The following is a 21,731-nucleotide window of genomic DNA, read 5'->3' on the forward strand; positions in this document are numbered from 1 at the left end:
GAGAGAGTGGACACGTGACGCACCAGAAGCACGACCCGGCGGACGGAATCGCTTCGCTGGAGCCGGAGCTCGGTCCCACTGGTCGACCTCACCGCGTATTCCCCGATCCCAAGCCGCTGCGCTCACACGGTCCGGCCCGCATCATCGCCCTGTGCAACCAGAAGGGCGGCGTCGGCAAGACGACCACCACGATCAACCTCGGCGCAACCCTCGCCGAGTACGGCCGCCGGGTGCTCGCCGTCGACTTCGACCCGCAGGGGGCGCTGTCAGCGGGCCTCGGCGTGCCGACGCACGACGTGCCGACGATCTACGACCTGCTGCTCTCGCGCAAGCTCGAGCCTGCAGAGGTCATCCAGAAGACGCACGTCGAGAACCTCGACGTGATCCCCGCGAACATCGACCTCTCCGCGGCCGAGGTGCACCTCGTCACCGAGGTCGCCCGTGAGCAGATCCTCGCCGGCGTGCTGCGCCGTGTCGCCGACGACTACGACGTCATCCTCATCGATTGCCAGCCGTCGCTCGGCCTCCTCACCGTCAACGCGCTCACCGCGAGCCACGGCGTCGTCATCCCGCTCGAGTGCGAGTACTTCGCTCTGCGCGGCGTCGCGCTGCTCATCGAGACCATCGACAAGGTGCGCGACCGGCTGAACCCCGCGATCGAGCTCGACGGCATCCTCGCGACCATGTACGACGCGCGCACCCTGCACTCGCGTGAGGTGCTCGAGCGGGTCGTCGACGCGTTCGGCGAAAAGGTGCTCGAGACCGTGATCACGCGCACCGTGAAGTTCCCCGACGCCACCGTCGCCGCAACGCCCATCACCGAGTTCGCCCCAGAGCACCAGGCGTCCAAGGCCTACCGGGCGCTCGCGAGGGAGCTGGTCTTCCGTGGCGCGGTCGCCTGAGACCGAGCCGGCTTCCGACGAGCGCGTGTCCGGCGCGGGTGGTGCGGCCGGCGCCGATGGTGCGGCCGAGGCATCCGACGCAGGGTTCCGGGTCGCACTCACGAACTTCGAGGGCCCGTTCGACCTGCTGCTCTCGCTCATCGCGAAGCACGAGATGGACATCACCGAGGTCTCGCTCTCGGCGGTGACCGACGAGTTCATCTCGTACCTGCGGGGGGTCGACTCCGAAGAGGAGCTCGACCGGGCGACGGAGTTCCTCGTCGTCGCTGCGACCCTGCTCGACCTGAAGGTCGCGGGACTGCTCCCGCAGGGCGAGCTCGTCGACGCCGAAGACGTGGCCCTGCTCGAGGCGCGCGACCTGCTCTTCGCGCGCCTGCTGCAGTACCGCGCTTTCAAGGAGGCGTCGCGCTGGTTCGCGTCGCACCTCGAGGCCGAGTCGTCGCGGCACGCGCGCAACGTGCGGCTCGAGGAGCAGTTCCGCCGGCGTTCGCCCGACCTCGTCTGGACCCTCTCGGCCGAGGACTTCGCCGCGCTCGCGATGCTCGCGCTCACGCCGCGGGAGATCCCGGTCGTCGGGCTCGACCACCTGCACGCGCCGCTCGTGTCGATTCGCGAGCAGGCCGCGCACGTCGTCGCGGTGCTCCGGCGCGGCGATCCCGTGACGTTCCGCCAGCTCATCGCCGGCGTCGCGCAGCCCGGCGTCGTGGTCGCGCGGTTCCTCGCCGTGCTCGAGCTCTACCGGCACAATGCCATCGGATTCGACCAGCTCGAGCCGCTCGGCGAGCTGACGCTGCACTGGTCGGCCGAGTCGTGGTCCGATGACAGACTCGAGAGCCTGGGGGCCGACTATGACGAATGAGACGGATGCCGTGACCGACGCTGCGCCCGAGGTGCGCGAGATCCCCGACCCGACGGCTTCGACCGACGCTGCGACCGAGGCCGACGGCCCCGAACTGTCGATCTCGACGCCGCTCGACGTGCCCGGCCAGCCACGGCTCGACCTCGACCGGGCGCTCGAGGCGATCCTGTTCATCGCCGACGAGCCGCAGAGCGTCGTGCACCTCGCTGCCGCGGTCGCGCGTCCGGTCGCCGAGGTGCGCGCGGCGATCGCGCGGCTTCGTGCCGACTACGACGGCACGGGCACGTCGGGGGAGCCCCGAACGGATGTCGCGTCCGAAGAGCCCGGAGCGCGGAGCATCCGTCGCGGTTTCGAACTTCGCGAAGTCGGCGGCGGCTGGCGGTTCTACGTGCGAGGCGAGTACGACACGCTGGTCGCCGACTTCGTTCTGACGCAGTCGTCGACGCGCCTGTCGCAGGCCGCGCTCGAGACGCTCTCGGTCATCGCGTACAAGCAGCCGATCTCACGTTCGCAGGTCGCCTCGATCCGGGCCGTGAACGTCGACTCGGTCGTGCGCACGCTGCTCGGTCGCGGGCTCGTCACCGAGGTCGACACCGACCCCGAGACCGGCGCGATCCTCTACGGCACCACTGAGCTGCTGCTCACGAACCTCGGCATCAACTCGCTCGATGAGCTGCCGCACATCTCGCCGTTGCTCGACGACGGCCAGGAAGGATTCGATCTTGACCACCGATGACGGCCACGGTGCCGACCGCGCCGCAGGGGCCGAATCACCCGAATCACCCGAATCACCCGAAGGTGTGCGCCTGCAGAAGGTGCTCGCCGCGGCCGGCGTCGCCAGCCGCCGAGTCTCAGAGCAGCTCATCGTCGAGGGGCGCGTCGAGGTGAACGGCCAGGTCGTGACCGAGCTCGGCAACCGCATCGACCCCACCACCGATCTCGTCGCGGTCGACGGCGTCGCTGTGCAGCTCGACCCTGCGAAGCGCTACTACATGCTGAACAAGCCGCGCGGCGTCGTGTCGTCGATGCGCGACGAGCAGGGGCGACCCGACCTCACGACGTTCACCGCCGACCTCGAGGAGCGCGTGTTCAACGTCGGACGCCTCGATGCCGAGACGAGCGGCCTGCTCGTGCTCACGAACGACGGCGACCTCGCGCATGTGCTCGCCCACCCCTCGTTCGGCGTCTCGAAGACGTACATCGCGAAGGTCAAGGGGCGCGTGACGCCGCAGGTGATCCAGCAGCTGAAGAACGGCGTCGAGCTCGACGACGGCGTCATCCAGGCCGACAAGGCACGCATCCTGCAGCAGCAGGGCGACGAGAAGCACTCGATGGTCGAGCTCACGCTGCACTCCGGCCGCAACCGCATCGTGCGCCGCATGCTCGACGCCGTGGGGCATCCGGTCGTCGACCTCGTGCGCCGCAGCTTCGGGCCGCTGAACCTCGGCACGCTCCGTTCGGGTCAGATGCGCGAGCTGACGAAAGTGGAGCTCGGCCAGCTGCTCACGATCTCCCGCTCCACCGAGGCTGGCCGCGAGGGGAACGACACGTGACCGAATCACGCTTGACCGGGCCGGTTCGTGTCGTCGGCGTCGGCCTGCTGGGCGCGAGCATCGGGCTCGGCCTGCGCGCGAAGGGCATCGACGTGATCCTCGCCGATGCGTCACCCACGCACCTCGCGATTGCGGTCGACTACGGGGCCGGCCGGCCGGCCGAAGCCGGCGACCGGCCGCAGCTCGTGGTCGTGTGCGTTCCGCCGGATGTCACGGCCGACGTCGTCGCGGCTGAGCTGGCCGCCTTCCCCGATGCGATCGTCACGGATGTCGCGAGCGTGAAGCTCGCCGTCTACGACGAGCTGAAGGCGCGCGGCGCCGACCTCTCACGCTACATCGGCACGCACCCGATGGCCGGTCGTGAGCGTGGCGGCCCGATGTCGGGCCGTGCCGACCTCTTCGTCGGCCGACCGTGGGTGGTGGCCGCGCACGGCGGCATCTCCTACCAGGAGGGGTCGGCGATCGACGACCTCATCCTCGACCTCGGCGCGACGCACGTCGAGCTCACCCCGGAGCAGCACGACGCCGCGGTGGCTCTCGTCTCGCACGTGCCGCAGGTCGTGTCGAGCCTGATGGCCCGCCGCCTGATCGACGCACCGCACGCCTCGGTGAACCTCGCGGGCCAGGGTCTCCGCGACGTCACGCGGGTCGCCGCGAGCGATCCTGAGCTGTGGGTGCAGATCCTCGGGCAGAACGCCGCCCCCGTCGCCGAGATCCTCCGCGGCTACCGCGACGACCTCGACCGGTTCATCGACGCGCTCGACAACATGGATGCTCCCGGCGCGCGCCGGCGCGTCGCCGAAGAGCTCTTCGGCGGCAACACCGGCGTCGAGCGCCTGCCCGGCAAGCACGGCGTCGACCGCCGGTACTCGAGCCTCATCGTCATGGTCGACGACCGCCCGGGCCAGCTCGCCCGGCTCTTCCACGACGTCGGCGACGCCGGCGCGAACATCGAGGACCTCCGCCTCGAGCACTCGCCGGGCGCCCAGGTGGGTCTCGCCGAGATCTCCGTGCTCCCCGAGGTGCTCGAGCGCCTCACCGATGAGCTGGCCGCGCGCGGCTGGCGGATTGCAGGCTGAACGTGTCACCCGTCATCCCGTTCGTGGTCGCCGTCGACGGACCCGCCGGCAGCGGCAAGTCGAGTGTCTCGAAGGAGGTCGCGCGCCGGCTCGGATTCGGATTCCTCGACACGGGCGCCGCGTACCGTGCGCTCGCCTGGCACGCCGAGGCATCCGGAATCGACACCGACGACGGGGCATCCGTCGCCTCGTGCCTCGCGAGCTTCGAGTACCGAATCGGCACCGATCCCAGTGGGTACGCCGTGCACGTGGGTGACACCGACGTGACCGACGCGATCCGCGACCCGCTCGTCTCGGCCGTCGTGAGCCGCGTCGCCCGCGTGCCCGAGGTGCGAACGCACCTCATCGAGCTGTTCCGTTCGATCATGGCGAACGAGGCGAAACCGGGCATCGTGGTCGAGGGACGCGACATCACCACGGTCGTCGCCCCCGATGCGCCGGTGCGCATTCTACTCACAGCTGCGGAAGACGTTAGAATAGCGAGGCGCTCCGCGGAGCTCGTCGGCGATTCGGCACAGGCAGCGGGCGAGCAGCTGCATCGGCGCGATCAGGCGGACTCGAAGGTCGTCGACTTCATGAACGCCGCCGAGGGGGTCACGACCGTCGATTCGACGGAACTCGACTTCGACCAGACGGTCGATGCCGTGATCGACGTGATCCGCGCAGTGCAACCGGCACTCGTGCCGTAGTCACGAGCGCGAGCGCCGCGCAACCAGACTTTTCAGAGGAGACACCATGACCGACCCGGGCGAAGACTTCACCGCTCCCGACGACGACCTCGCCGACCGCCTCGCCGGCGTCGACGACGAGCTCGCCGAGCAGCGAGCTGCCGCACTCCGGTCGGGGCTCGCCGACTACGAGCTCGATGAAGACGACCTCGAGGTCCTCGAGATCTCCGAAGAGGGCGAGGAGGGCATCCGCTACCTGCCGGCCCTGCCGGTCATCGCGATCGTCGGCCGCCCGAACGTCGGCAAGTCCGCCCTCGTGAACCGCATCCTCGGCCGCCGCGAGGCCGTCGTCGAGGACACCCCCGGCGTCACCCGTGACCGCGTGGCGTACAAGGGCGAGTACCTCGACCGGCGCTTCACGCTCGTCGACACCGGCGGCTGGGAGCCCGACGCGAAGGGCATTGACGCGTCGGTCGCCGCGCAGGCCGAGGTCGCGATCGACCTCTGCGACGTCGTGATGTTCGTCGTCGACGCCACCGTCGGGGCGACTGCGACCGACGAGCACGTCGTGCGGCTGCTCCGCAAGACGAAGAAGCCCGTGTTCCTCGTCGCCAACAAGGTCGATGACGCGCGCCAGGAGCCCGAGGCCGCAGCGCTCTGGAACCTGGGCCTCGGCGAACCGCACCCCGTGTCGGCCCTGCACGGCCGCGGCGTCGCCGACATGCTCGAGGCCGTCTTCAAGGTGCTGCCGCAGGTCTCGGCCGTCGCGAAAGACGAGTTCGGCGGTCCGCGCCGCGTCGCGATCCTCGGTCGCCCGAATGTCGGCAAGTCGAGCCTCCTGAACAAGGCGGCGGGCGAAGAGCGCGTCGTCGTCAACGAGCTCGCGGGCACGACCCGCGACCCCGTCGACGAGCAGATCGAGCTGGGCGGCAAGATCTGGCGATTCGTCGACACCGCCGGCATCCGTCGTCGCGTGCACCTGCAGCAGGGCGCCGACTTCTACGCATCGCTGCGCACGCAGGCTGCGCTCGAGAAGGCCGAGGTCGCCGTCGTGCTGCTCGACGTCTCGCAGCCGCTCTCCGAGCAGGACGTGCGCATCATCGACCTCGTGCTCGAGTCGGGGCGCGCACTTGTGCTCGCCTTCAACAAGTGGGACCTCCTCGACGACGATCGCCGCCGCTACCTCGAACGCGAGATCGAGCAGGACCTGCACCACGTGGCGTGGGCGCCGCGCGTGAACATCTCGGCGCGCACCGGTCGTCACCTCGAGAAGCTCGTGCCCGCCCTCGAGGTGGCCCTCGAGTCGTGGGACACCCGCATCGCCACCGGCAAGTTCAACGCGTTCCTCACCGAGCTCACGCAGGAGCACCCGCACCCCGTGCGCGGCGGCAAGCAGCCCCGCATCCTGTTCGGCACGCAGGCGGCGACCCGGCCGCCGACGTTCGTGCTCTTCACGACCGGCTTCCTCGACCCGGGCTACCGCCGGTTCATCCAGCGACGCCTTCGTGAGATCTACGGCTTCCAGGGGTCGCCGATCGTCGTCAACATGCGCGTGCGCGAGCGCCGCCAGCGGTAGGACACCGCTGCCGACGCTCGGGTGACGGGCGTAGCGTGAGGTCATGGCGAAGACACAAGGGCGTCACGATCGGGCGGTGCGGGTCACGCACCGGGAGAAGGCGCTCTTCGAGTCGGGCTTCACGAAAGGCGACCTCGTCCAGTACTACCGGGCCGTCGCCGAGGTGATCCTCCCGCAGCTCGCGGGCCGGCCGGTCACTCGCATCCGGTTTCCCGACGGTGTCGGCGGCATCCGCTTCTTCGAGAAGAACACCCCGAAGTACGCTCCCTCCTGGCTCCGGCGCTTGCCGCTCAGCGCCAACCCGGGCTCGGCGAAGCCTGCGAAGACCGTCACCTATCCGTTCATCGACGACATCGCCGGCCTCGAATGGATGTCGAACCAGGCGGCGGTCGAGTTGCACACCCCGCAATGGCGGGCCGGTCCGCGTGGCGGCATCCGGCCGCCCGATCGTCTGGTCATCGATCTCGACCCGGGGGAGGGCGCAGGCCTCGCGGACTGCGCATCGGCGGCGCATCTCATTCGCGCGCGGCTCGCCGACGACGGGCTCGAGGCCTGGCCGGTGACGAGTGGGAGCAAGGGCATTCACCTGTACGCCGCGCTGCCGAAGCGGAGGTCGGCGCGCGCGGTGCACGCGTTCGTCGGCCGCATCGCCGGCGAACTCGCCGAGGCGCACCCCGATGCGCTCGTCGCGCAGGTCGGCAGGGAGCACCGGGTGGGCCGGGTCTTCATCGACTGGAGCCAGAATTCGCCCGCTCGCTCGACGGCGACGCCGTACACGTTGCGCGGTCGAGACACGCCGATGGTCGCGGCCCCTCGCGAGTGGGAGGAGCTGGGGCCGGATGTCGCGCAGCTCGGTCCGGACGACGTGCTCGCGCGGCTCGCCCGCGACGGCGACCTCATGGCGAAGCACGGGCTCACGGCGATCTGAGCGGGCCCCCGCCCCTGAACCCGGTCGTCACCCGGGTGACTCACAGATGATGACCGGCTGAGTGCCGAGTGCGGGCGTCAGTTGCCGAGTCGCAGCTGCATGACCGCGCGGTCGTCTTTCGGTCGGGCGACCTCGCTGAACCCGGCATTGACGAACATCGAGACCGTGCCGTGGAAGAGGTCGGCGGCCGGGGTCTTGCCGCGCACCTGGGGATCGATGGCGTAGCCCTCGACGATGCGCGCTCCGTTGGCTCGTGCGTAGTCGACGGCGGCCTCCGCGAGAGCGCGACCGACACCGCGCTGCCGGTAGGCGCGCGGAACGACGAAGCACGAGAGCGACCAGACGCCGGGCTCGTCGAAGTCGGGATTGGGTGTGGCGCCGGCGATGAGTCGGCTCTGCTTGAGGCGGGGGAGGTTCGCGCGCGGCTCGATGGCGCACCAACCCACCGGGGTGTCGCCGTCGTAGGCGAGCAGGCCGGGGCCTGCGCCCGGCTCGGCGAGTTGCGATGCGAGGCGGTCGTGCAGCGCGTCATCGCCGACGCCGCGCCAGTCGGAGCCGGGGATCTTGTACCACTGGCACCAGCAGTGCGCCGGGTCGCCCTTGGTGCCGAACACGGCCTCGACATCGGCGAGGGGCGCATCGGCGGCCGGGATGACCCGCAGCGGCGCCGGCTCGAGGTCGTCGGTGATGTCGGTCATCATGCCTCCACGCTAGCGGCGACATCCGACATTCGAGGGCACCTCCCATAGGCATCGATGTGAATCGTGAAGCAAGGTAACAATGTAGTATCATCATGATATGACCCACGAGATCACCCTGCTCGACCGGCTGCTCGAGGTGAGCGAGCTGTTCCAGAAGGACATGGCCCGCGCCTTCGAGGGCACCCCGCTGACGCCGTCGCGCACGCGCGTGCTCTGGGAGCTCGCGGCGAGCGGCCCGTCGAGCCAGCATGCGCTCGCGACCCGCCTCGAGGTGAGCCCGCGCAACATCACGGGCCTCGTCGACGCACTCGAGGCCGGTGGGTACGTCACCCGTTCGCCGCATCCGACCGACCGGCGTTCGATCATCGTGTCGCTCGGGGCATCCGCTCACGAGCTGATGCGCGAGATGCAGCACGATCACGCCGAACTCTCGGCCGAGCTGCTCGGCGCGGTCGATGCCGCCGACCGTGACGCCGTCGTGCGCGGCATCGACGCCATCGCCGAGCGGCTTCGCGAGCTGATCGCGGCCGACGAAGCACGTCGTGCGGGGGAGCAGGCGACGGCGGTCGGCGCATGAGCGTCGACGTGAAGGTGCGCCCCGAGGCATCCGTGTGGCTCCGCCTCGGCCGCTTCGCCAAACGTGCGCTGATGCTCGAGCTCAGCATCTACGCGAGCATCGGCCGCTTCATCGCGCGGCGCCCGGCCGTGCCGCGCGGCGCAGCAGGGTTCAGCTTCCACAAGCCCGTGATGACGATCCTGATGATCTTCATCGTGCTCTCGACAGTCGAGATCCCCATCTTCGACCTGATCGTGCACCGCTGGCCGGCCGTGCGCATCAGCCTGCTCGTGCTCGGCATCTGGGGCGTCACCTGGATGTTCGGCCTGCTCTGCGCCTACTTGATGCGACCGCACACCGTGGGCCCCGAGGGCATCCGCGTGCGCGGCGGGCTCGAGATCGACATCGCACTCAGCTGGGACGACATCGCCTCGGTCGCGCGCAACCTGCGCGTCGACGAGCCCAAGGCGCCGAAGATCGAGGAGACGGATGACTCGCGCACGCTGCTGATGCGCATCAACAACGAGACCGACCTCGAGATCGAGCTCGAGCGCCCGACCATCGTGCGCCTGCCCGGGCATGGCAAGTTCGGGGGCGAGCAGTCGGTGACCGCCGTGCGCATCTGGGTCGACGACCCGGTGGCCTTCATGGATGAGGTGCGGAAGTACATCTGAGGTCGCCGGCGCCTGCCTGGCGCCCGCCCTCGTGTGCATGAGCACCCCTGCGGATGCCGCTATGATGGTCAAGTTGTCTTCGGCGAAATCCGATGGCATCGGGCTGTGGCGCAGCTTGGTAGCGCACTTGACTGGGGGTCAAGGGGTCGCAGGTTCAAATCCTGTCAGCCCGACCAGAAAGTCCCGGAAACTCAAGGGTTTCCGGGACTTTTGAGGTTAAGAGATTTGATCCTCCCATCGAAAACCCATCACTTTCACCCCTGCAGCACCCCTGATCCAGACGTGCCGTCCGAGACGGCGGTGTCGTCACCGGTCGGTTCCGATTGCTCAGGGGCGCAATGCGCACCTGACCGGTATGAACACGCACGAGGATCTGCCGATCAGTTCCGCTCCGGTACCCGCCGACGCATTCGGGCTCGAGCCGCTCTTGGACGTCACCGAACTGGCTGCCTATCTGGGTGTGCCCGTCTCGACGCTCTACGACTGGCGCACCCGCGGCAAAGGGCCTGCCGCGTACCGTTTCGGCAAGCACCTGAAGTTCGCCGTCTCGGACGTGCGCGCCTGGGTGGCCGAGCAGCGGGAAACGGCGTAGTCGCCGCACCGATGTTGCGAGGGGTGGCGAACTGACATGGGCCGGCCACGACTGACCATTGGCAGCTTCGGCGAGGTCACCACCCGGGTCCTGCCATCCGGGCGAATCGAAGCCCGTACCCGGTATCGCGACTGGGACGGTCGCTCCCGCATCGTGCAGGCCACCGCCGTCACCGCCAAGGCGGCTGAGCGAGCCCTGAAGCACAAGCTGGCGGGGCGCTCGGAGCTCCAACCCGCATCCGGCACCGGCCACCTGACCCCGGATAGCCCCTTCGGCGACCTCGTCGCGTACTGGCTGCAGGACATCGATCTCGAAGGCCGGATCTCGAAGACCACTCGGATCCTGTACGAGCGGAATATGCGCACTCTCGTGTTGCCGGTGTTCGAGCACCTGACCCTGCGTGAGATCGGGGTGGCGCGCTGCGACCGCTTCATCAAGGAGCAGGCGCGGATCTCGTACAACCGTGCCAAGCAGTCGCGCGTCGTGCTGCGGCTTGCGCTCGAACTCGCGGTACGGCACGAGGTGCTGCCCGCCAACCCGATGCATCACGTCTCCCGCGTCCATCGCGAGAGTCGGATGCCCGACGCGTTGACGAGCGTCGAGGTGAACGCGATCCGCGCGGTGATCACCCGCTGGGAGTCAGGCGTCGACCACGTCTCTGGTCCCCGGCCGGATGGGCAGCTCGGGGCGATCGTGGAGGTCATGCTCGGCACGTCCGCCCGCATCGGTGAGGTGCTCGCGATCCGCCGGCGCGACATCGATGTCACCGGCCTGACGCCGACGATCCGCATCGCCGGCACGATCATCAGCCGTCATGGCGAGCCGACATTCCGGCAGGACCATCCGAAGACCGCGAAGTCGCGGCGCATCGTCGCATTGCCGTCGTACACGGCCGAGGCGGTGCGGCGTCGACTTGCGGTCACCGGCGACCCAGACCCGGAGTCGCTGGTGTTCTGCTCGCGTGAGGGCACTCCGCTGACCACGGCCAACGTCCGGCGTCAGCTGCGGCACGTGCTCGAGCGGGCCGGCATCGGTGGAGTGACACCGCACCTGTTCCGGCGCACCGTCGCGACCGCGGTGAACAACAACGCGAGCGTCGAACTCGCCGCCGAATTGCTCGGGCACACCGACACGAAGATCACGGTGCAGCACTACATCCAACGTCGGGAGCTGGTGAACCCGGTGACGGCTGAGCTGCTGGAGAGGGCGTTCAGGCGGGATGAAGACTGATCGAGACGCTCGGCAGGGGAGCGACGGCCAGCACGGATGCGGGTGCCAGGACGGTCTCGCCGATACGGCGCCGTCTGATCAGAATTGACGGTCGGGCCGAATCAGCCCCACCGTGTGATCAGGGCTTTTCTCTTTGAGGCATAATCGCGCCAGTGACCCGTGTGCGCGTCACCCGAGCTTTACAGCCTCGACTTGGATGGTATGTGCGTGGCGTAGATCATTCCATGAGGAGTAGGTGTGCACGTGCTCCCTCGCGTGCAGCGCTGCGCATCCGTTGCCGTCTCCATTCACCATCTCCATTTTGAAAGTCGTTCGCGTCGGTCCGATCGCTGACAAAGCACACGCGTCCCCGCTGAGGATCCGCTGCCGGGCTACTTGCGGCCGTCCACGTTGGCGAATGGCTGACGTAGATGTACTCGTGCGAACTCATTTGGATAGTCCTCCTCGACATATCACGGGGTCAATCCAGGTCTCTTAATCCAGTCGACAAACAGTTCATCTGCGTCATCGAGTTGCCAGACCGATCGACCTTCGTAGTGACTGCGAGCCTTCCGGCTAAAGGGACTTAGCCGCGGCTTGAGACCACCCTTGCTGGGAGGCCCGGGCTTGCCTATGTAGACGATGGGAGCGCCGAGATCCACCGTCTCTCGAGATGCTCGAGGCTCTATCGACCAGCGGGCTGTGGTCCAAAATCGTGTACGGCGCATCCGCGTTCGGCCTGAGCACGACGTATCATGCCAACTTAGACTGCATCAATTCCCGACCCTGACCCCGCATGATGATAACCAGTGCAAATCACCAATCGTCATCCCGCTCTTGAATCCTGAGGTTGTCGATCGTCTGCTGGAACCAGTCGGCTGCCTGAACCAGCTGCGCGCGGAGATGGATGGATGTGCTTCTGTCCGCGGCCGCCGCGCACGCGTCGCGAGCGGCATTGAGCTCGGCAGACTCGTTTCCCGTCCAGCTCCAGCTCCGCAGGCGCAGTCCGCGCCTGAGGTCGGGTTGGATGTCGTCAAGTACATTTGTGGCCTCTGCGCGGTCCAGACAGGCTTCCGCCAGGTTGAGGTTGTTCGGTACCCAGAGCCTCAGCGATCCGAGCACTTGGACGAGCGTGATCAGCTCGGCGGGCTGCAGGTCAGTGACCCGTGAGGTCAGAGCCTGCGCCTGATTCGGCGCGAGCTGGTCGTTCAGCGCGGCCGTGACCACGCTCCCGAGGTTGCCGGGGGCTTCGTAGAGATGGCCAAGAAGCCACCCCATGAGCGCGGTCGGCTGTTCTTCGAAAACGGTTCTGAGGTCATTGATATCGTCCGGGAGCGGTTCCTCTTGGCGTGAGAGGTCGAGGAGGAAATCGAGGGCGAGGTCGGGGTGGGCACGCGCAGCGCCCGTGATTGTCTCTTGAGCGATGAAGTCGTTAAGTCCGGCACGCGCAGCGATTGACAACATCGCGGAATGCGCAGATCTGTCCTGTTGCGTCGACTCGGAATCGTCACCGTATCGCCATGCGCCCAGAAGCACCCCTGCCGCCGCGTGCGGAGGGATCTCGTGGGCAAGAAGTACGCTGGCCGCTTCTTGCGGGTCGCTGTGGAGATACCACCCGCCACTACCGAGGAAGGTGGTTGCAACTCGCTCGTCGGGGTCCCCGATACCGGTGAGCCAGATACGGCTGAACGCGGCCTGGCGCTGCGTCCATGGGATTTCGGCGACGAAAGAGGCGATGGCAACGCGGACGCCGATGCGGCCTGAGACGACGGCGTCGGAAGCCCACGCGAGAGTGTCATCTATGGCGCCGAGGCTCCACTGAGTGATCAGAACTGAAAGATCCTGATCCAGTGGATGGTCGTCCACGGCACTCGCGATCGCAAGCACGACTTCTGGAAGCAGGGTTGGCTGGATGTCGCCGATGGATTGCCACACGCCGCGGAACGAGGGCTGTCTGCCGAGTCGATGAGCTTCGGTGCTCAGGTCTCCGAGCAGGCTGACAATATCAGGCGCGTCGCCTGACTCGAGAAGTCGACGCGCGAGCGCTTCGTTCAGGGTCGAGACGCGACTCAGCCTGGAATCCACCTTCGCTCTCACCTGAGCCTGTCTCTCTTCGTTTCTCTGTTCTTCGGTCAACTCCTCCAACTCCCGCTGGCGAGATTCACGCTGGATCGCCAGCTCCCGGAGATCGGGAACGCGGTCGACGCTCTCACCGACCACCCTCCATGGAGATCCGATGATGAGGTCGGCAAGCGTATCCCGGATGTCGTCCGAGCGGTCTAGCTCGTACTGAAGGGACAGCGCCGCATGCTGAAGGAGGAGCGACGCTGCGTGTTCAGCGCTCCAGCTAACTGCCCCTCGGACCATGCGTCGAATCGTCGCGAACCGGGTGCGCGCCGCGACATCGGCGAGGGTGCGCATCGTCGCGAGATCGTCGTCCTCCCAAGCGAGCACAGCATCCACCCCCACGGTGTTCCCGAAGTACCCGTGCGGAGCACGCAACGCCTCTCTCAATAGATCGACAGCAGCGCCCGCCCTGGTCAATCGTGCTGAGGTCCCCTCCTTGAGCAGCAATCGCCGAATCTGGTCGCGTACCGGCCGCATTGCGATCTCCGAAATCAGGTGTGGCTGGAACGACAGCTCGTAGAGGGACGACTGAACCGTCTCGAGCTCTTCCTTGGCAAGCAGCGGCTTGAGGGCTGACAGTGCGGCGACTGCTTCCTCATCGGAGTGTGTCTCGCAGTGTTCCACTACGCGGGCAACGATGCGTCCCGGATAGGACAGGTCCGGAAGAGATGCGAGATTGCTCAAGTCGTCGGAGAGGACGCGGCGAGCATGTTCCGGGTGGGCATGTGAGGGCCGCAAGTCAGTGCTGGCCAGCGCCAGCAGTGCGTCGACCGCGGTCTCGAGGGTGGCGGGATCGTTAGCCGCAGCGCGCCCGTACAGCTTCGGAAGTTTGGCGCGAACGTCGGATCGGCTGGTTTGACGCGAGTCCGGCCATATCCGACGATGCAGCTGTTCGTCCTCGTCCTCTGGGTCCGCCAGGACCGGTGCTCCTGATGCATCGTCGAGGTCGAGCCGCTTCCGTAGGTCTTCGAGCGCGGCGACCACCGCTGCGGGCTGGGTGGATGCTAGGGGCGCAATCTTGTCAAGTTCCCGACACAGGCTTGAAGGGTAGGGCGAGCTCAGCCGCTGTCGGATGGCTTCCCACACGGGTGCCATGATCGCTGGCCCGCCTCGTTGACCAATGCGCCAGTCAAGCTCGCCAAGGGTGAGCGCGAGCCGCTCATAATGTGTTGGTCCGAACGTGAGCCAGAGGTCAGAGACGAACCCGGTGTCGAATTGCTCGAACACAGCGACGTCCTCGACGATCTGATCAGCCAAAACATCGGGGACGACGCGAAGCCGATTATCGTGATCGACAACCACGCCGCGATCGATAAGCTGCCGCGTTACTCGCGCCAGTTGCATGGCGGGGAGCCCGCAGAAGTCCGCGATCCGCGCCTGCGTGTCCTTGTCCTGCTTGCTGTCCGGCTGCACACAGGCGTATGTCGCGATCACGCGGTGGACGGTGTCCCGGTCGAAGCCGTCGAAGCCGCTGGGAATCATCACCTCCTGGTAGCGGGCAAGAACGACACGGCGCAGGTTTTCGTTGACGGCTATCGAGCCGCTGATTTGCCGCTTTCGGATGAGGTTGGTGAGGATGACTGCCACGTGCGGACTGTGGCGGGCCTGTTCGGCGAGATAGTTGCGCAGACCGAAATTCAGCTTGATATCGGCCGTGAGCCCATTGACGAGCCTTCTCGCGGAGGTCAGGTTCAACTCGCCGACGGAGACCAGATTCTGCTCGTGTGGGCCGAAGGAAGCGCGCGCGATCGCGCCCTGGATGGAGCGAAGGCCGCTGGGTCGAGTCGCCAAGATGATCTGCACATCCGGATGGTTACGCGCGAAAGCAAGCAGCGGATCGAGTGCAGACGGGTCATTGTGGGCGTCGTCGATCACGATGATGCCCGCACCTTGGTGGAGTTCCTCCATGACTGCGGTGTCAAATACGCGCATCGGCGCGAGGCATGTGATGACGCGGTTCGGAGCACGCTCAGCCTCGGCGCTGAGCGCCTCGATCAGCAGCCGCGTCTTTCCCCGACCGCCCGGACCACTAACAACCAGGATCTGGGGCGAGTCTGCGCCCGATCGATTCAACGCTCCCGCCATCCGTTCCATATCGTCATCGCGGCCGGCCAATTGGCCAAGATCGTTGATGAGGGCGTTCGGGTTCTGGCGAGTCGCCTTGAACTGTTCGAAGAGAATCATCGCGTCGCCTGGCGCGACCAAGAATTGTCGTCGCACCTGCACGCCCCAGTACCGCTCGATGATGCTGTGCTGAGTCTGGAGTGGGAGCAGACGCAGCGTCTCGGTGAGCGTGCGTCGATCAAGGAGGGTCCACCTGGGATGCAGAAGTATCTCCTCGCGCGCCTGCACCGTGGCGACACCGCCAAAGACGAGGTAAAACTCATCCGCTTTGTCGAACGTCGCGGCTTTGACGGCCGCTCGAACGTCGCGGCGCGAAAGCTTCTCCAGCTGCTTTACCTGCCAGGCCGCCGGAGTGCCGTCATTGAAGCGCCCAAAGAAGTCGATCCCGTCCTGCTTGTCGCCGGGGACACCCCATCGTTCGACGTGTTGCACATGACGAGTGGTGCTTCCAAGCAGCCGCTCGGAGATCAGGAGGACCTCGACAAAGTCCTCCAGCTCTGCGTCAGTCAGCCAAGGCGTTGGAAGAAGCTGAGCGTGCTTGTGAGCACCGAGCCACTCCCATGCCGACGGTCGACCTGCAGAGGCTGCCAGGTCGTCTGTCTCGTCTCGCTCAGTCACGGTCAACTCTCCGTTGCCGCGAGCACATGGTAGATAATGCTCCGGTCGACGTTGAATAGCCGCGCGATCTCGGCTTTTGACACACCAGTGCCCAAGAGCTTCCGGATCTCGTCGAGCTGCAGTTGCGCTGGTTTTCGCGAACGACCGGCGTGCTTGGCGAGCTGTGTGCTCTCGGCCTGCCGCTCTCGGATCAGTTCGCGTTCAAAGTCAGCAAATGAACCAAGCATGTTGAGCAGCAGGTTCGCGAGGGCGTTGAAGTGACCCAGGCTGTAAGTCTGCCCTTCTTTGATGAATTCGACCGTGGCGCCATTGGCGAGTGGCTCGTCGATTATCGAGCGCAGTTCCCGCAATGACCGAGCTAGACGGCCCATGGACGCGACAAGAACGAGATCTGTATCGCGGACGCGTCGGATGCGTTCCTCGAGCGCAGCGCGGTCCTGCCGCGTTCCACCACTCAGCTTCTCGGCGACGACGCGGTCGACGTGGCCAATCGCCTCGAGTTGGCGGGCGGGATTCTGGACGATGGAACTTGCGCGGACGTATCCAACGACCTGTGTTCGTTGCGTCATCTCCAGGCCCCCGCGCAGATTTGGTGCGAACTGTTCATGGGACTCTATCGCCACGGTACGACATCGGCCGGCCGGTGTAGCACAGGGGTATCTCCAGCGAAGGGTCGTTGCTTCCATGCCTGCGTGGTAACCGAGAGGGAGCGGAAGCCAATACGCCCTTGCCCACGAGTTCATTGGCCAGGCGAATGTGGGCGCGCCGAGATGCCTCCGCCGCGCCGCACGTGCTTCGCATGCCGAGGGACCAGCGCGCTGCCGGTTGGGGACTCGATCTGCAGCGCGTAGTAATAGGCGTCGGCCATCTTCTGAGCGGTGAGCGCGACCGACGAGATTTCCGAGACGCGGGCCACCTCACGTAGCTCGTAGCCCCAGTCAATCCAGGCGCTGATACTCCCTGGTGACGGGGGAGAGCGACGGCGAAGTTCTCCGGCGCAAGGCGCCCGAATGCGATCTCGTTCGCAAGCCCATTCGCCCGAAGGCCAGCCGCTGCCCGCCGTGCTGAGCGCCCCATGAAGTAGCCGATGATCGCCCCCGGCCGCCAGCCGCCAGCCGCCAGCTCCCCGCCCCCAGCCCCCAGCCCCCAGCCGCCGAACCAAACCAGAGCGCTCACAAAGAGAAGCTGCAGCCAGGTGGTCATAGCCGCGGATCCTTCAACGCGCGTCTCCATCCACGACTTCGCACGACGCCCCGTGCCGGTAGAGACCTTCGGCCGCGACTCGGGATGCTCCTCGGCTGCGAGTTCACGCCCGGGATCGCGGCGTCTTAACGTGGGGTGCTGTGCGCCGGTTCTGTCGCGACGGTGACTAGCCTTGCAGTATTGCGACGAGCGGGAGGTGCAAGATGCCCGATGACGTCCAACGCGCGCAGCAGCTTGAGCTACTTCAGCCGCTACGCTCAATCTCGACCCAGGGGGCCCGCGGGCTCGCGATGCTCACACGGGGCGTCGCCCTCGCCGGCTCGACCGATGATGGGGACGACGACTCCAGCGTCACCGGCAGCCTGATCAGCTACTGCGTCCGGGACGCGCTCGACGCGATCTTCCCCAAGCTCGACGATCCGAGGATCAGCCACGCCGCCCAGCGGATTATCCGGGACTGGCGGAAGCTGACCGCCGGGTCTGGCACCGACCTCAGCACCGCGTTGCAAGACGACTTCGAGGAGCTCGAGCGCGCCGTCGAGGCGGCCACATCGGGATTCCTGCCCCGAGTGTCCGGGCTCATCGGAGTCCTGTATCCCGGTCTTCCGGCCAACACCGGCATCCCGGCGATGAGCAAGCTGCGCGATCTCAACAGGGAAGCCAACGACGGCCTGCACGGGAGCACCACCCGAGATGCGGCCGTGGCGCTGCTCGACCGCACCCTCGAGCGGCTGGTCGACCTCATCGCGCCGCTGGCCGTGACCTCGGCGCAGTACCAGTCGCTAGTCGAGGCCGGGGACTTCCAGGGCGTGTCGGCGCTCCTGGCGACCAACTCGGACCCGCGTATTCGCGTCTACCTCTTCGACCATGTCCGTGGCCCGCTCCTCGCGCAGGCGCTGGACGTCGAGGAGCTGCTACCGGGTCCCACGCTCTGGCTGGCGTACGGTTACGTCCGTCATCTCGCCGCGGACCATCCGACCGAATTCAGCGGATTCGTCGACCGCGTCGTCGCCGCGAACCGGCTGAGCCCAGAGGTCGCGGGACAGTTGCTGATCTGCGCATCGTTCGCCGGCGCGCACGCCGCCGCTGAGGTGAATCGGCTGAGCCAGCGCGCCGGGAGTCTTATGCGTGTCGAACTCATAGCCCGATGGCTGCAAGGCCACGTCGACGCCGCTCCCAAGGAGACCTGGTGGAAGGTGCTGACGCGACTGGTGGACAGTCTCGATCCTTCTACGAGGACGTTTCAACCTGCCTACGGCGTCGCCGAGCTCGTCGACCTCGCCATCGCCCGGCTGCCCGGCGTCGCGCTCAAGACCGAATCGAGGTTCAGTTCGGCGATCATCGCGGCCCTGGCCCGCCTCGAGGCGGAGTCCACTTACGCCGTGCAGTTCCATTTCGACAACAGGCATCGTCGGGCCCGGACTATGTCCGATCTGCTGATCGGCGCGGCCGTGCGCATCATCGCCCTCGCCGAGTCCCGTGGAGCGATCGTCGACCTCACCGCCCTCGAGGATCGCAACCGTGCGCTTCTCGAGCGCGCGGCCGCCGCCCGCGCCATCACGATGGCTTCGCCAGATCTCGCAGCCGCGATCGCCGGGCGGGCCTTCGACGCAGTCATTGCGCGCATCAGCGGCGACGAGTGGCCGGACAGCACGGACCAGGAGGTACTCGAGGAGATCCTGCGGCCGATCGGGCCCGCGGCGGTCGGTCGGATCGCCGCGGCGCTCGGCGAGCCGCCACAGGTCGACATCCTCGCCTCAGATCTGGACAACGCGGCCGACGAACGGGCCGACTGGTTCCGAACGGCGCAGTGGGCCGGCTACCTGCCTGAAGCGGCTCGGCCCGGGTCCTGGGTCGATGCGCTGCACGAGTCCGCCGCTCGCGGGATCATATTCGGTCCGCTACCGCCCCCAGACCGTATGGCCCGGCCGACCGCACACGAGTCGCCGCTGGGCGACGTGGATATTCCCAACACGACCGTGCCCGAGTTGGTGTTGCGCGTTAACGGCGCGCTCGGCGTCGGCGAGCCCGACGACCCGAGGTTCGCGATGAACCTTCAGGAGACCGTCGCCAACCACGTGGGCACTCACCGCGAAGCCTGGGCCAGCGACCACGCTTCGATCGGACAGGTCCACGACCTGTGGGTCAGGCTCGCGATTGTGCGCGCACTGAAGAGCGAAGCCAACGACGCGCCCCGACTGCGCTGGGAGCAATTGCAGGCTCTCTGGACGCAGCTGATCTCAGAGACAAGCACTCTTCATGCAGATGGCGTCGAAGCCGCCAAATCGGCGATGAGCCGCCTCGCCGCCGAGGTACTTGATCAGCTCCGCCATCGGGTCGCGGAGCGGCCGCGACAGCCGAGCGACATCGACTGGTGGGCAACGGACGTGTTGCCGCCGCTCATCCCGATGCTCGCCTGGATCGGCGGCGAGGAACACGACTTCGGGATGCCGGCCCTGTTCTCCCTGCGCGGCGAGGCGGTTCACCTCCTCGTCGCGCTGAGCTCGCCGATCGACGACGACACCGCGCGGGACGCCGCGCTCGGTCGGGCGCTCGATCTGTTGGCCGAGGCCGCGGCGGCGGACGCGCGCTTCGCCCGGAGTGTCGGGTACTGGGCGCGGTGGCTCATTCGGCGCGACCCTGCCTGGTGGGATCGCTGCGCCGTCCACCTCATCGGAACGGACAGCACCCCTGAGATTCACCAGGCACTTCTCACCGCGAATTGGGAGTCCGACGACTTCGCGTTCACGCTCCTGGACCGCGACGTGCCCCTGCTCAATTCTTTTGCGAGCCAGCAGGCCGAGGATGCGGCGGCCCCGGCGCTGACCGCCGTCCTCTTTGGCGTCCTCCCGATCGCGGCCATCGAGGAGTCGACCTGGTCGGCGATCTTCCGCGACCGCCACTCGGCCGACATGGCGCTGCGCTATCTGTTCCCGGATCGATCGATCGAGGAGGATGCAAGGGCTTCCCGCCGGCTGGAGATCCTGCAATGGGCAGCCACTGGCGCGCCCCGGGCCAGCGTGATCTGGCACTCCATGGACAGCATCGCGTGCTCACCTGACGTCAGCGATGAGGATCTGTTCGCCTTCACTTCGGATCTGGCCAGGAGTAACCGCGGTGCGCCGATGTCCATGCACCACCTCGCCGACCGGCTCGTTCGCTCCCTCGCGAGCCACGACGCCGTCGCGACGCTTGAGGCGATGTGCGCAGGAAATCTCGGGTCGGATCGAGCGATGGCCCAGCTCGACATGGAGCCTGTGCATGCGTGGTTCCGAGGCGAAGGGCAGCGGCTTCCGGAGGACCTGCGCAGGCGCGTGCAGCACGCGCTTTTCGAGGTCGGCTTCACCGACGAGTAAGCCGCGCGCGGATTGTTCCGCCATCGGCGCGGCGACGGGTTGGTACCACTCCGAAGGCCGGGACATGAGGAGGACAGTTGGCACCGATTCGCTGCCAACTGCTTCTTCGTCCGTGAGGAGCGGATCGGAAATGCGCTACCTAATGACGGAGGGCGAGGGAAACGAACCCCGTGTCGCCCCTGGTGCTCGTGAGCGTTCAGGGAATTCTGCGTTGATTCATCCTGGTTGCGACACAGCAGTCGGGGGAAGTCGATTAGTGCGCCACTTGTCGGTCGCTCAGCGGCCGAGGTTGTGCGCAGCTCTCAAGTACGCATCAAGCTCGAAACGTTCACCAACGGCAACAGCTTCGACCGCGACCACGTGGACTTCATCCGGTAGAAGGCGATACACGAGCCTGTAGTTCGGATTCGTTGCGCGTGGATCCTCGTCGAAGTACACCTTGCGACAGTCGCTAAGGTCACCGGTCGCGACCCGCTCGTCGAGAGGTTGACCCGCAAGCTTCCCATCAGCGATGAAGCTGAGCAGTTCAAGTGTCTTCTTCTGAAGCGCGACGGAAGGGAGAGCCCGGAGGTCGCCCTCAAAGCCTTTCAGTGCGCAGAGCGCAAGCCTCACTCGCCGGGGACCGAGAGGCCAAGCCGTGCGGCGACATCGGAGAGGGGTTCACTCTCAGCCGCGGCCAGCCGTTCTCGCGTAATCCTCGCGATCTCGAGATCCTCAAGGAGCGGGATGATCTGCTTGTACAGCTGATACGGGATGACGGCAGCCTCTGGCTTGCGTTGAGCGCCGAAAATGAGGGGTCGTCCGCTGTCGTGCCGGAAGGCCTCTATCGTGGCGCCGAGAAGCTCGCGAGCTTCTCGGCTCGTGTGCACGACAGGCGGCTCCATGAGTGACATGCCTCAACGGTATCACGTTATGTGGCGCAGGCGTGGCACTATTCGCGTACACATTTGCGCCGTCTCTGCCAAACTCGGCTGGATTAGGACCTGTCGCGCTGCTTTCGCAAACC

18 protein-coding genes and 1 tRNA gene are annotated in these 21,731 nt (G+C 66.8%); 14 read left to right on the forward strand and 5 right to left on the reverse strand.

Annotated features, from left to right (window positions below):
* The first annotated feature begins 14 nt into the window (after window positions 1-14).
* Genes QFZ26_RS16715 through ligD form a run of 8 tightly spaced genes read left to right on the forward strand, consistent with a single transcriptional unit; the run spans window position 15 to window position 7,565 of the window.
* Window positions 15-902 (forward strand): ParA family protein, encoded by an 888-nt coding sequence (locus QFZ26_RS16715; RefSeq protein ID WP_307044110.1) that lies wholly within the window; start codon window positions 15-17, stop codon window positions 900-902.
* Window positions 886-1,761 carry a segregation and condensation protein A gene (locus QFZ26_RS16720; protein WP_373460733.1) on the forward strand — a complete coding sequence of 292 codons (876 nt, stop codon included), beginning with the start codon at window positions 886-888 and terminating at the stop codon, window positions 1,759-1,761. Before QFZ26_RS16715 ends, QFZ26_RS16720 begins: the two co-directional genes overlap by 17 nt.
* Window positions 1,751-2,497: an SMC-Scp complex subunit ScpB gene (gene scpB / locus QFZ26_RS16725; RefSeq protein WP_307044112.1), complete on the forward strand. Its 747-nt coding sequence runs from the start codon at window positions 1,751-1,753 to the stop codon at window positions 2,495-2,497. Before QFZ26_RS16720 ends, scpB begins: the two co-directional genes overlap by 11 nt.
* Window positions 2,484-3,314, forward strand: a complete 831-nt coding sequence (locus tag QFZ26_RS16730) for a pseudouridine synthase (RefSeq protein WP_373460734.1) — start codon at window positions 2,484-2,486, stop codon at window positions 3,312-3,314. Before scpB ends, QFZ26_RS16730 begins: the two co-directional genes overlap by 14 nt.
* Window positions 3,311-4,393 (forward strand): prephenate dehydrogenase, encoded by a 1,083-nt coding sequence (locus QFZ26_RS16735; protein WP_307044114.1) that lies wholly within the window; start codon window positions 3,311-3,313, stop codon window positions 4,391-4,393. The genes QFZ26_RS16730 and QFZ26_RS16735 overlap by 4 nt, the downstream gene beginning before the upstream one ends.
* A 2-nt stretch (window positions 4,394-4,395) precedes the next feature.
* Complete coding sequence (cmk, locus tag QFZ26_RS16740) at window positions 4,396-5,082, forward strand: (d)CMP kinase (RefSeq protein WP_307044117.1); 687 nt, start codon at window positions 4,396-4,398, stop codon at window positions 5,080-5,082.
* A gap of 46 nt (window positions 5,083-5,128) precedes the next feature.
* Window positions 5,129-6,637 carry a ribosome biogenesis GTPase Der gene (gene der / locus QFZ26_RS16745; RefSeq protein WP_307044119.1) on the forward strand — a complete coding sequence of 503 codons (1,509 nt, stop codon included), beginning with the start codon at window positions 5,129-5,131 and terminating at the stop codon, window positions 6,635-6,637.
* A 43-nt stretch (window positions 6,638-6,680) separates the two neighbouring features.
* Window positions 6,681-7,565 carry a non-homologous end-joining DNA ligase gene (gene ligD / locus QFZ26_RS16750; protein ID WP_307044121.1) on the forward strand — a complete coding sequence of 295 codons (885 nt, stop codon included), beginning with the start codon at window positions 6,681-6,683 and terminating at the stop codon, window positions 7,563-7,565.
* A gap of 77 nt (window positions 7,566-7,642) precedes the next feature.
* On the opposite strand, the gene QFZ26_RS16755 is transcribed toward ligD, so the two are convergent.
* Entirely contained in the window at window positions 7,643-8,266 is a 624-nt protein-coding gene (locus QFZ26_RS16755) for a GNAT family N-acetyltransferase (protein WP_307044123.1), read from the reverse strand.
* A 97-nt stretch (window positions 8,267-8,363) separates the two neighbouring features.
* Between QFZ26_RS16755 and QFZ26_RS16760 the strand changes: the two genes are divergently transcribed.
* The 5 genes from QFZ26_RS16760 (at window position 8,364) to QFZ26_RS16780 (ending at window position 11,318) form a co-directional block, all read left to right on the forward strand.
* A complete protein-coding gene (locus QFZ26_RS16760) occupies window positions 8,364-8,843 on the forward strand; it encodes a MarR family winged helix-turn-helix transcriptional regulator (RefSeq protein ID WP_307044125.1) in 480 nt (159 codons plus the stop codon).
* On the forward strand, window positions 8,840-9,496 hold the full coding sequence (locus QFZ26_RS16765; protein ID WP_307044127.1) for a hypothetical protein: 657 nt from the start codon (window positions 8,840-8,842) through the stop codon (window positions 9,494-9,496). Before QFZ26_RS16760 ends, QFZ26_RS16765 begins: the two co-directional genes overlap by 4 nt.
* Window positions 9,497-9,595: 99 nt before the next feature.
* Window positions 9,596-9,672, forward strand: a tRNA-Pro gene (locus QFZ26_RS16770).
* Between the two features lie 179 nt (window positions 9,673-9,851).
* Window positions 9,852-10,088, forward strand: a complete 237-nt coding sequence (locus QFZ26_RS16775) for a helix-turn-helix transcriptional regulator (protein ID WP_307044129.1) — start codon at window positions 9,852-9,854, stop codon at window positions 10,086-10,088.
* 36 nt (window positions 10,089-10,124) lie between these two features.
* Window positions 10,125-11,318 (forward strand): tyrosine-type recombinase/integrase, encoded by a 1,194-nt coding sequence (locus QFZ26_RS16780; RefSeq protein WP_307044130.1) that lies wholly within the window; start codon window positions 10,125-10,127, stop codon window positions 11,316-11,318.
* A gap of 795 nt (window positions 11,319-12,113) precedes the next feature.
* Here QFZ26_RS16780 and QFZ26_RS16785 read toward each other — a convergent pair.
* Together QFZ26_RS16785 and QFZ26_RS16790 are read right to left on the reverse strand one after the other, a co-directional pair.
* On the reverse strand, window positions 12,114-16,166 hold the full coding sequence (locus QFZ26_RS16785; RefSeq protein WP_307044132.1) for a hypothetical protein: 4,053 nt from the start codon (window positions 16,164-16,166) through the stop codon (window positions 12,114-12,116).
* A 2-nt stretch (window positions 16,167-16,168) separates the two neighbouring features.
* Window positions 16,169-16,852, reverse strand: a complete 684-nt coding sequence (locus QFZ26_RS16790; RefSeq protein WP_307044134.1) for a recombinase family protein — start codon at window positions 16,850-16,852, stop codon at window positions 16,169-16,171.
* Between the two features lie 720 nt (window positions 16,853-17,572).
* On the opposite strand from QFZ26_RS16790, the gene QFZ26_RS16795 reads away from it, so the two are divergent.
* Window positions 17,573-20,725 carry a hypothetical protein gene (locus tag QFZ26_RS16795; RefSeq protein ID WP_307044136.1) on the forward strand — a complete coding sequence of 1,051 codons (3,153 nt, stop codon included), beginning with the start codon at window positions 17,573-17,575 and terminating at the stop codon, window positions 20,723-20,725.
* Window positions 20,726-21,001: 276 nt separating this feature from the next.
* Here the strand turns inward: QFZ26_RS16795 and QFZ26_RS16800 are convergent, their stop codons facing one another.
* Entirely contained in the window at window positions 21,002-21,337 is a 336-nt protein-coding gene (locus tag QFZ26_RS16800; RefSeq protein WP_307044138.1) for a hypothetical protein, read from the reverse strand.
* Window positions 21,334-21,618 carry a hypothetical protein gene (locus tag QFZ26_RS16805; protein ID WP_307044140.1) on the reverse strand — a complete coding sequence of 95 codons (285 nt, stop codon included), beginning with the start codon at window positions 21,616-21,618 and terminating at the stop codon, window positions 21,334-21,336. Before QFZ26_RS16805 ends, QFZ26_RS16800 begins: the two co-directional genes overlap by 4 nt.
* Between the last annotated feature and the right edge of the window lie 113 nt (window positions 21,619-21,731).

The sequence above is a fragment of the Agromyces ramosus genome (genome assembly GCF_030817175.1).
GTDB lineage: Bacteria > Actinomycetota > Actinomycetes > Actinomycetales > Microbacteriaceae > Agromyces > Agromyces ramosus_A.

Excerpts from the sequence above, each read along its gene's own strand:
- scpB (WP_307044112.1), top strand. The coding sequence starts at position 1,751 with ATGACGAATGAGACGGATGCCGTGACCGACGCTGCGCCCGAGGTGCGC.
- der (WP_307044119.1), top strand. The coding sequence starts at position 5,129 with ATGACCGACCCGGGCGAAGACTTCACCGCTCCCGACGACGACCTCGCC.
- ligD (WP_307044121.1), top strand. The coding sequence starts at position 6,681 with ATGGCGAAGACACAAGGGCGTCACGATCGGGCGGTGCGGGTCACGCAC.
- QFZ26_RS16755 (WP_307044123.1), bottom strand. The coding sequence starts at position 8,266 with ATGATGACCGACATCACCGACGACCTCGAGCCGGCGCCGCTGCGGGTC.
- QFZ26_RS16760 (WP_307044125.1), top strand. The coding sequence starts at position 8,364 with ATGACCCACGAGATCACCCTGCTCGACCGGCTGCTCGAGGTGAGCGAG.
- QFZ26_RS16765 (WP_307044127.1), top strand. The coding sequence starts at position 8,840 with ATGAGCGTCGACGTGAAGGTGCGCCCCGAGGCATCCGTGTGGCTCCGC.
- QFZ26_RS16775 (WP_307044129.1), top strand. The coding sequence starts at position 9,852 with ATGAACACGCACGAGGATCTGCCGATCAGTTCCGCTCCGGTACCCGCC.
- QFZ26_RS16780 (WP_307044130.1), top strand. The coding sequence starts at position 10,125 with ATGGGCCGGCCACGACTGACCATTGGCAGCTTCGGCGAGGTCACCACC.
- QFZ26_RS16790 (WP_307044134.1), bottom strand. The coding sequence starts at position 16,852 with ATGGAAGCAACGACCCTTCGCTGGAGATACCCCTGTGCTACACCGGCC.
- QFZ26_RS16795 (WP_307044136.1), top strand. The coding sequence starts at position 17,573 with ATGCCCGATGACGTCCAACGCGCGCAGCAGCTTGAGCTACTTCAGCCG.
- QFZ26_RS16805 (WP_307044140.1), bottom strand. The coding sequence starts at position 21,618 with ATGTCACTCATGGAGCCGCCTGTCGTGCACACGAGCCGAGAAGCTCGC.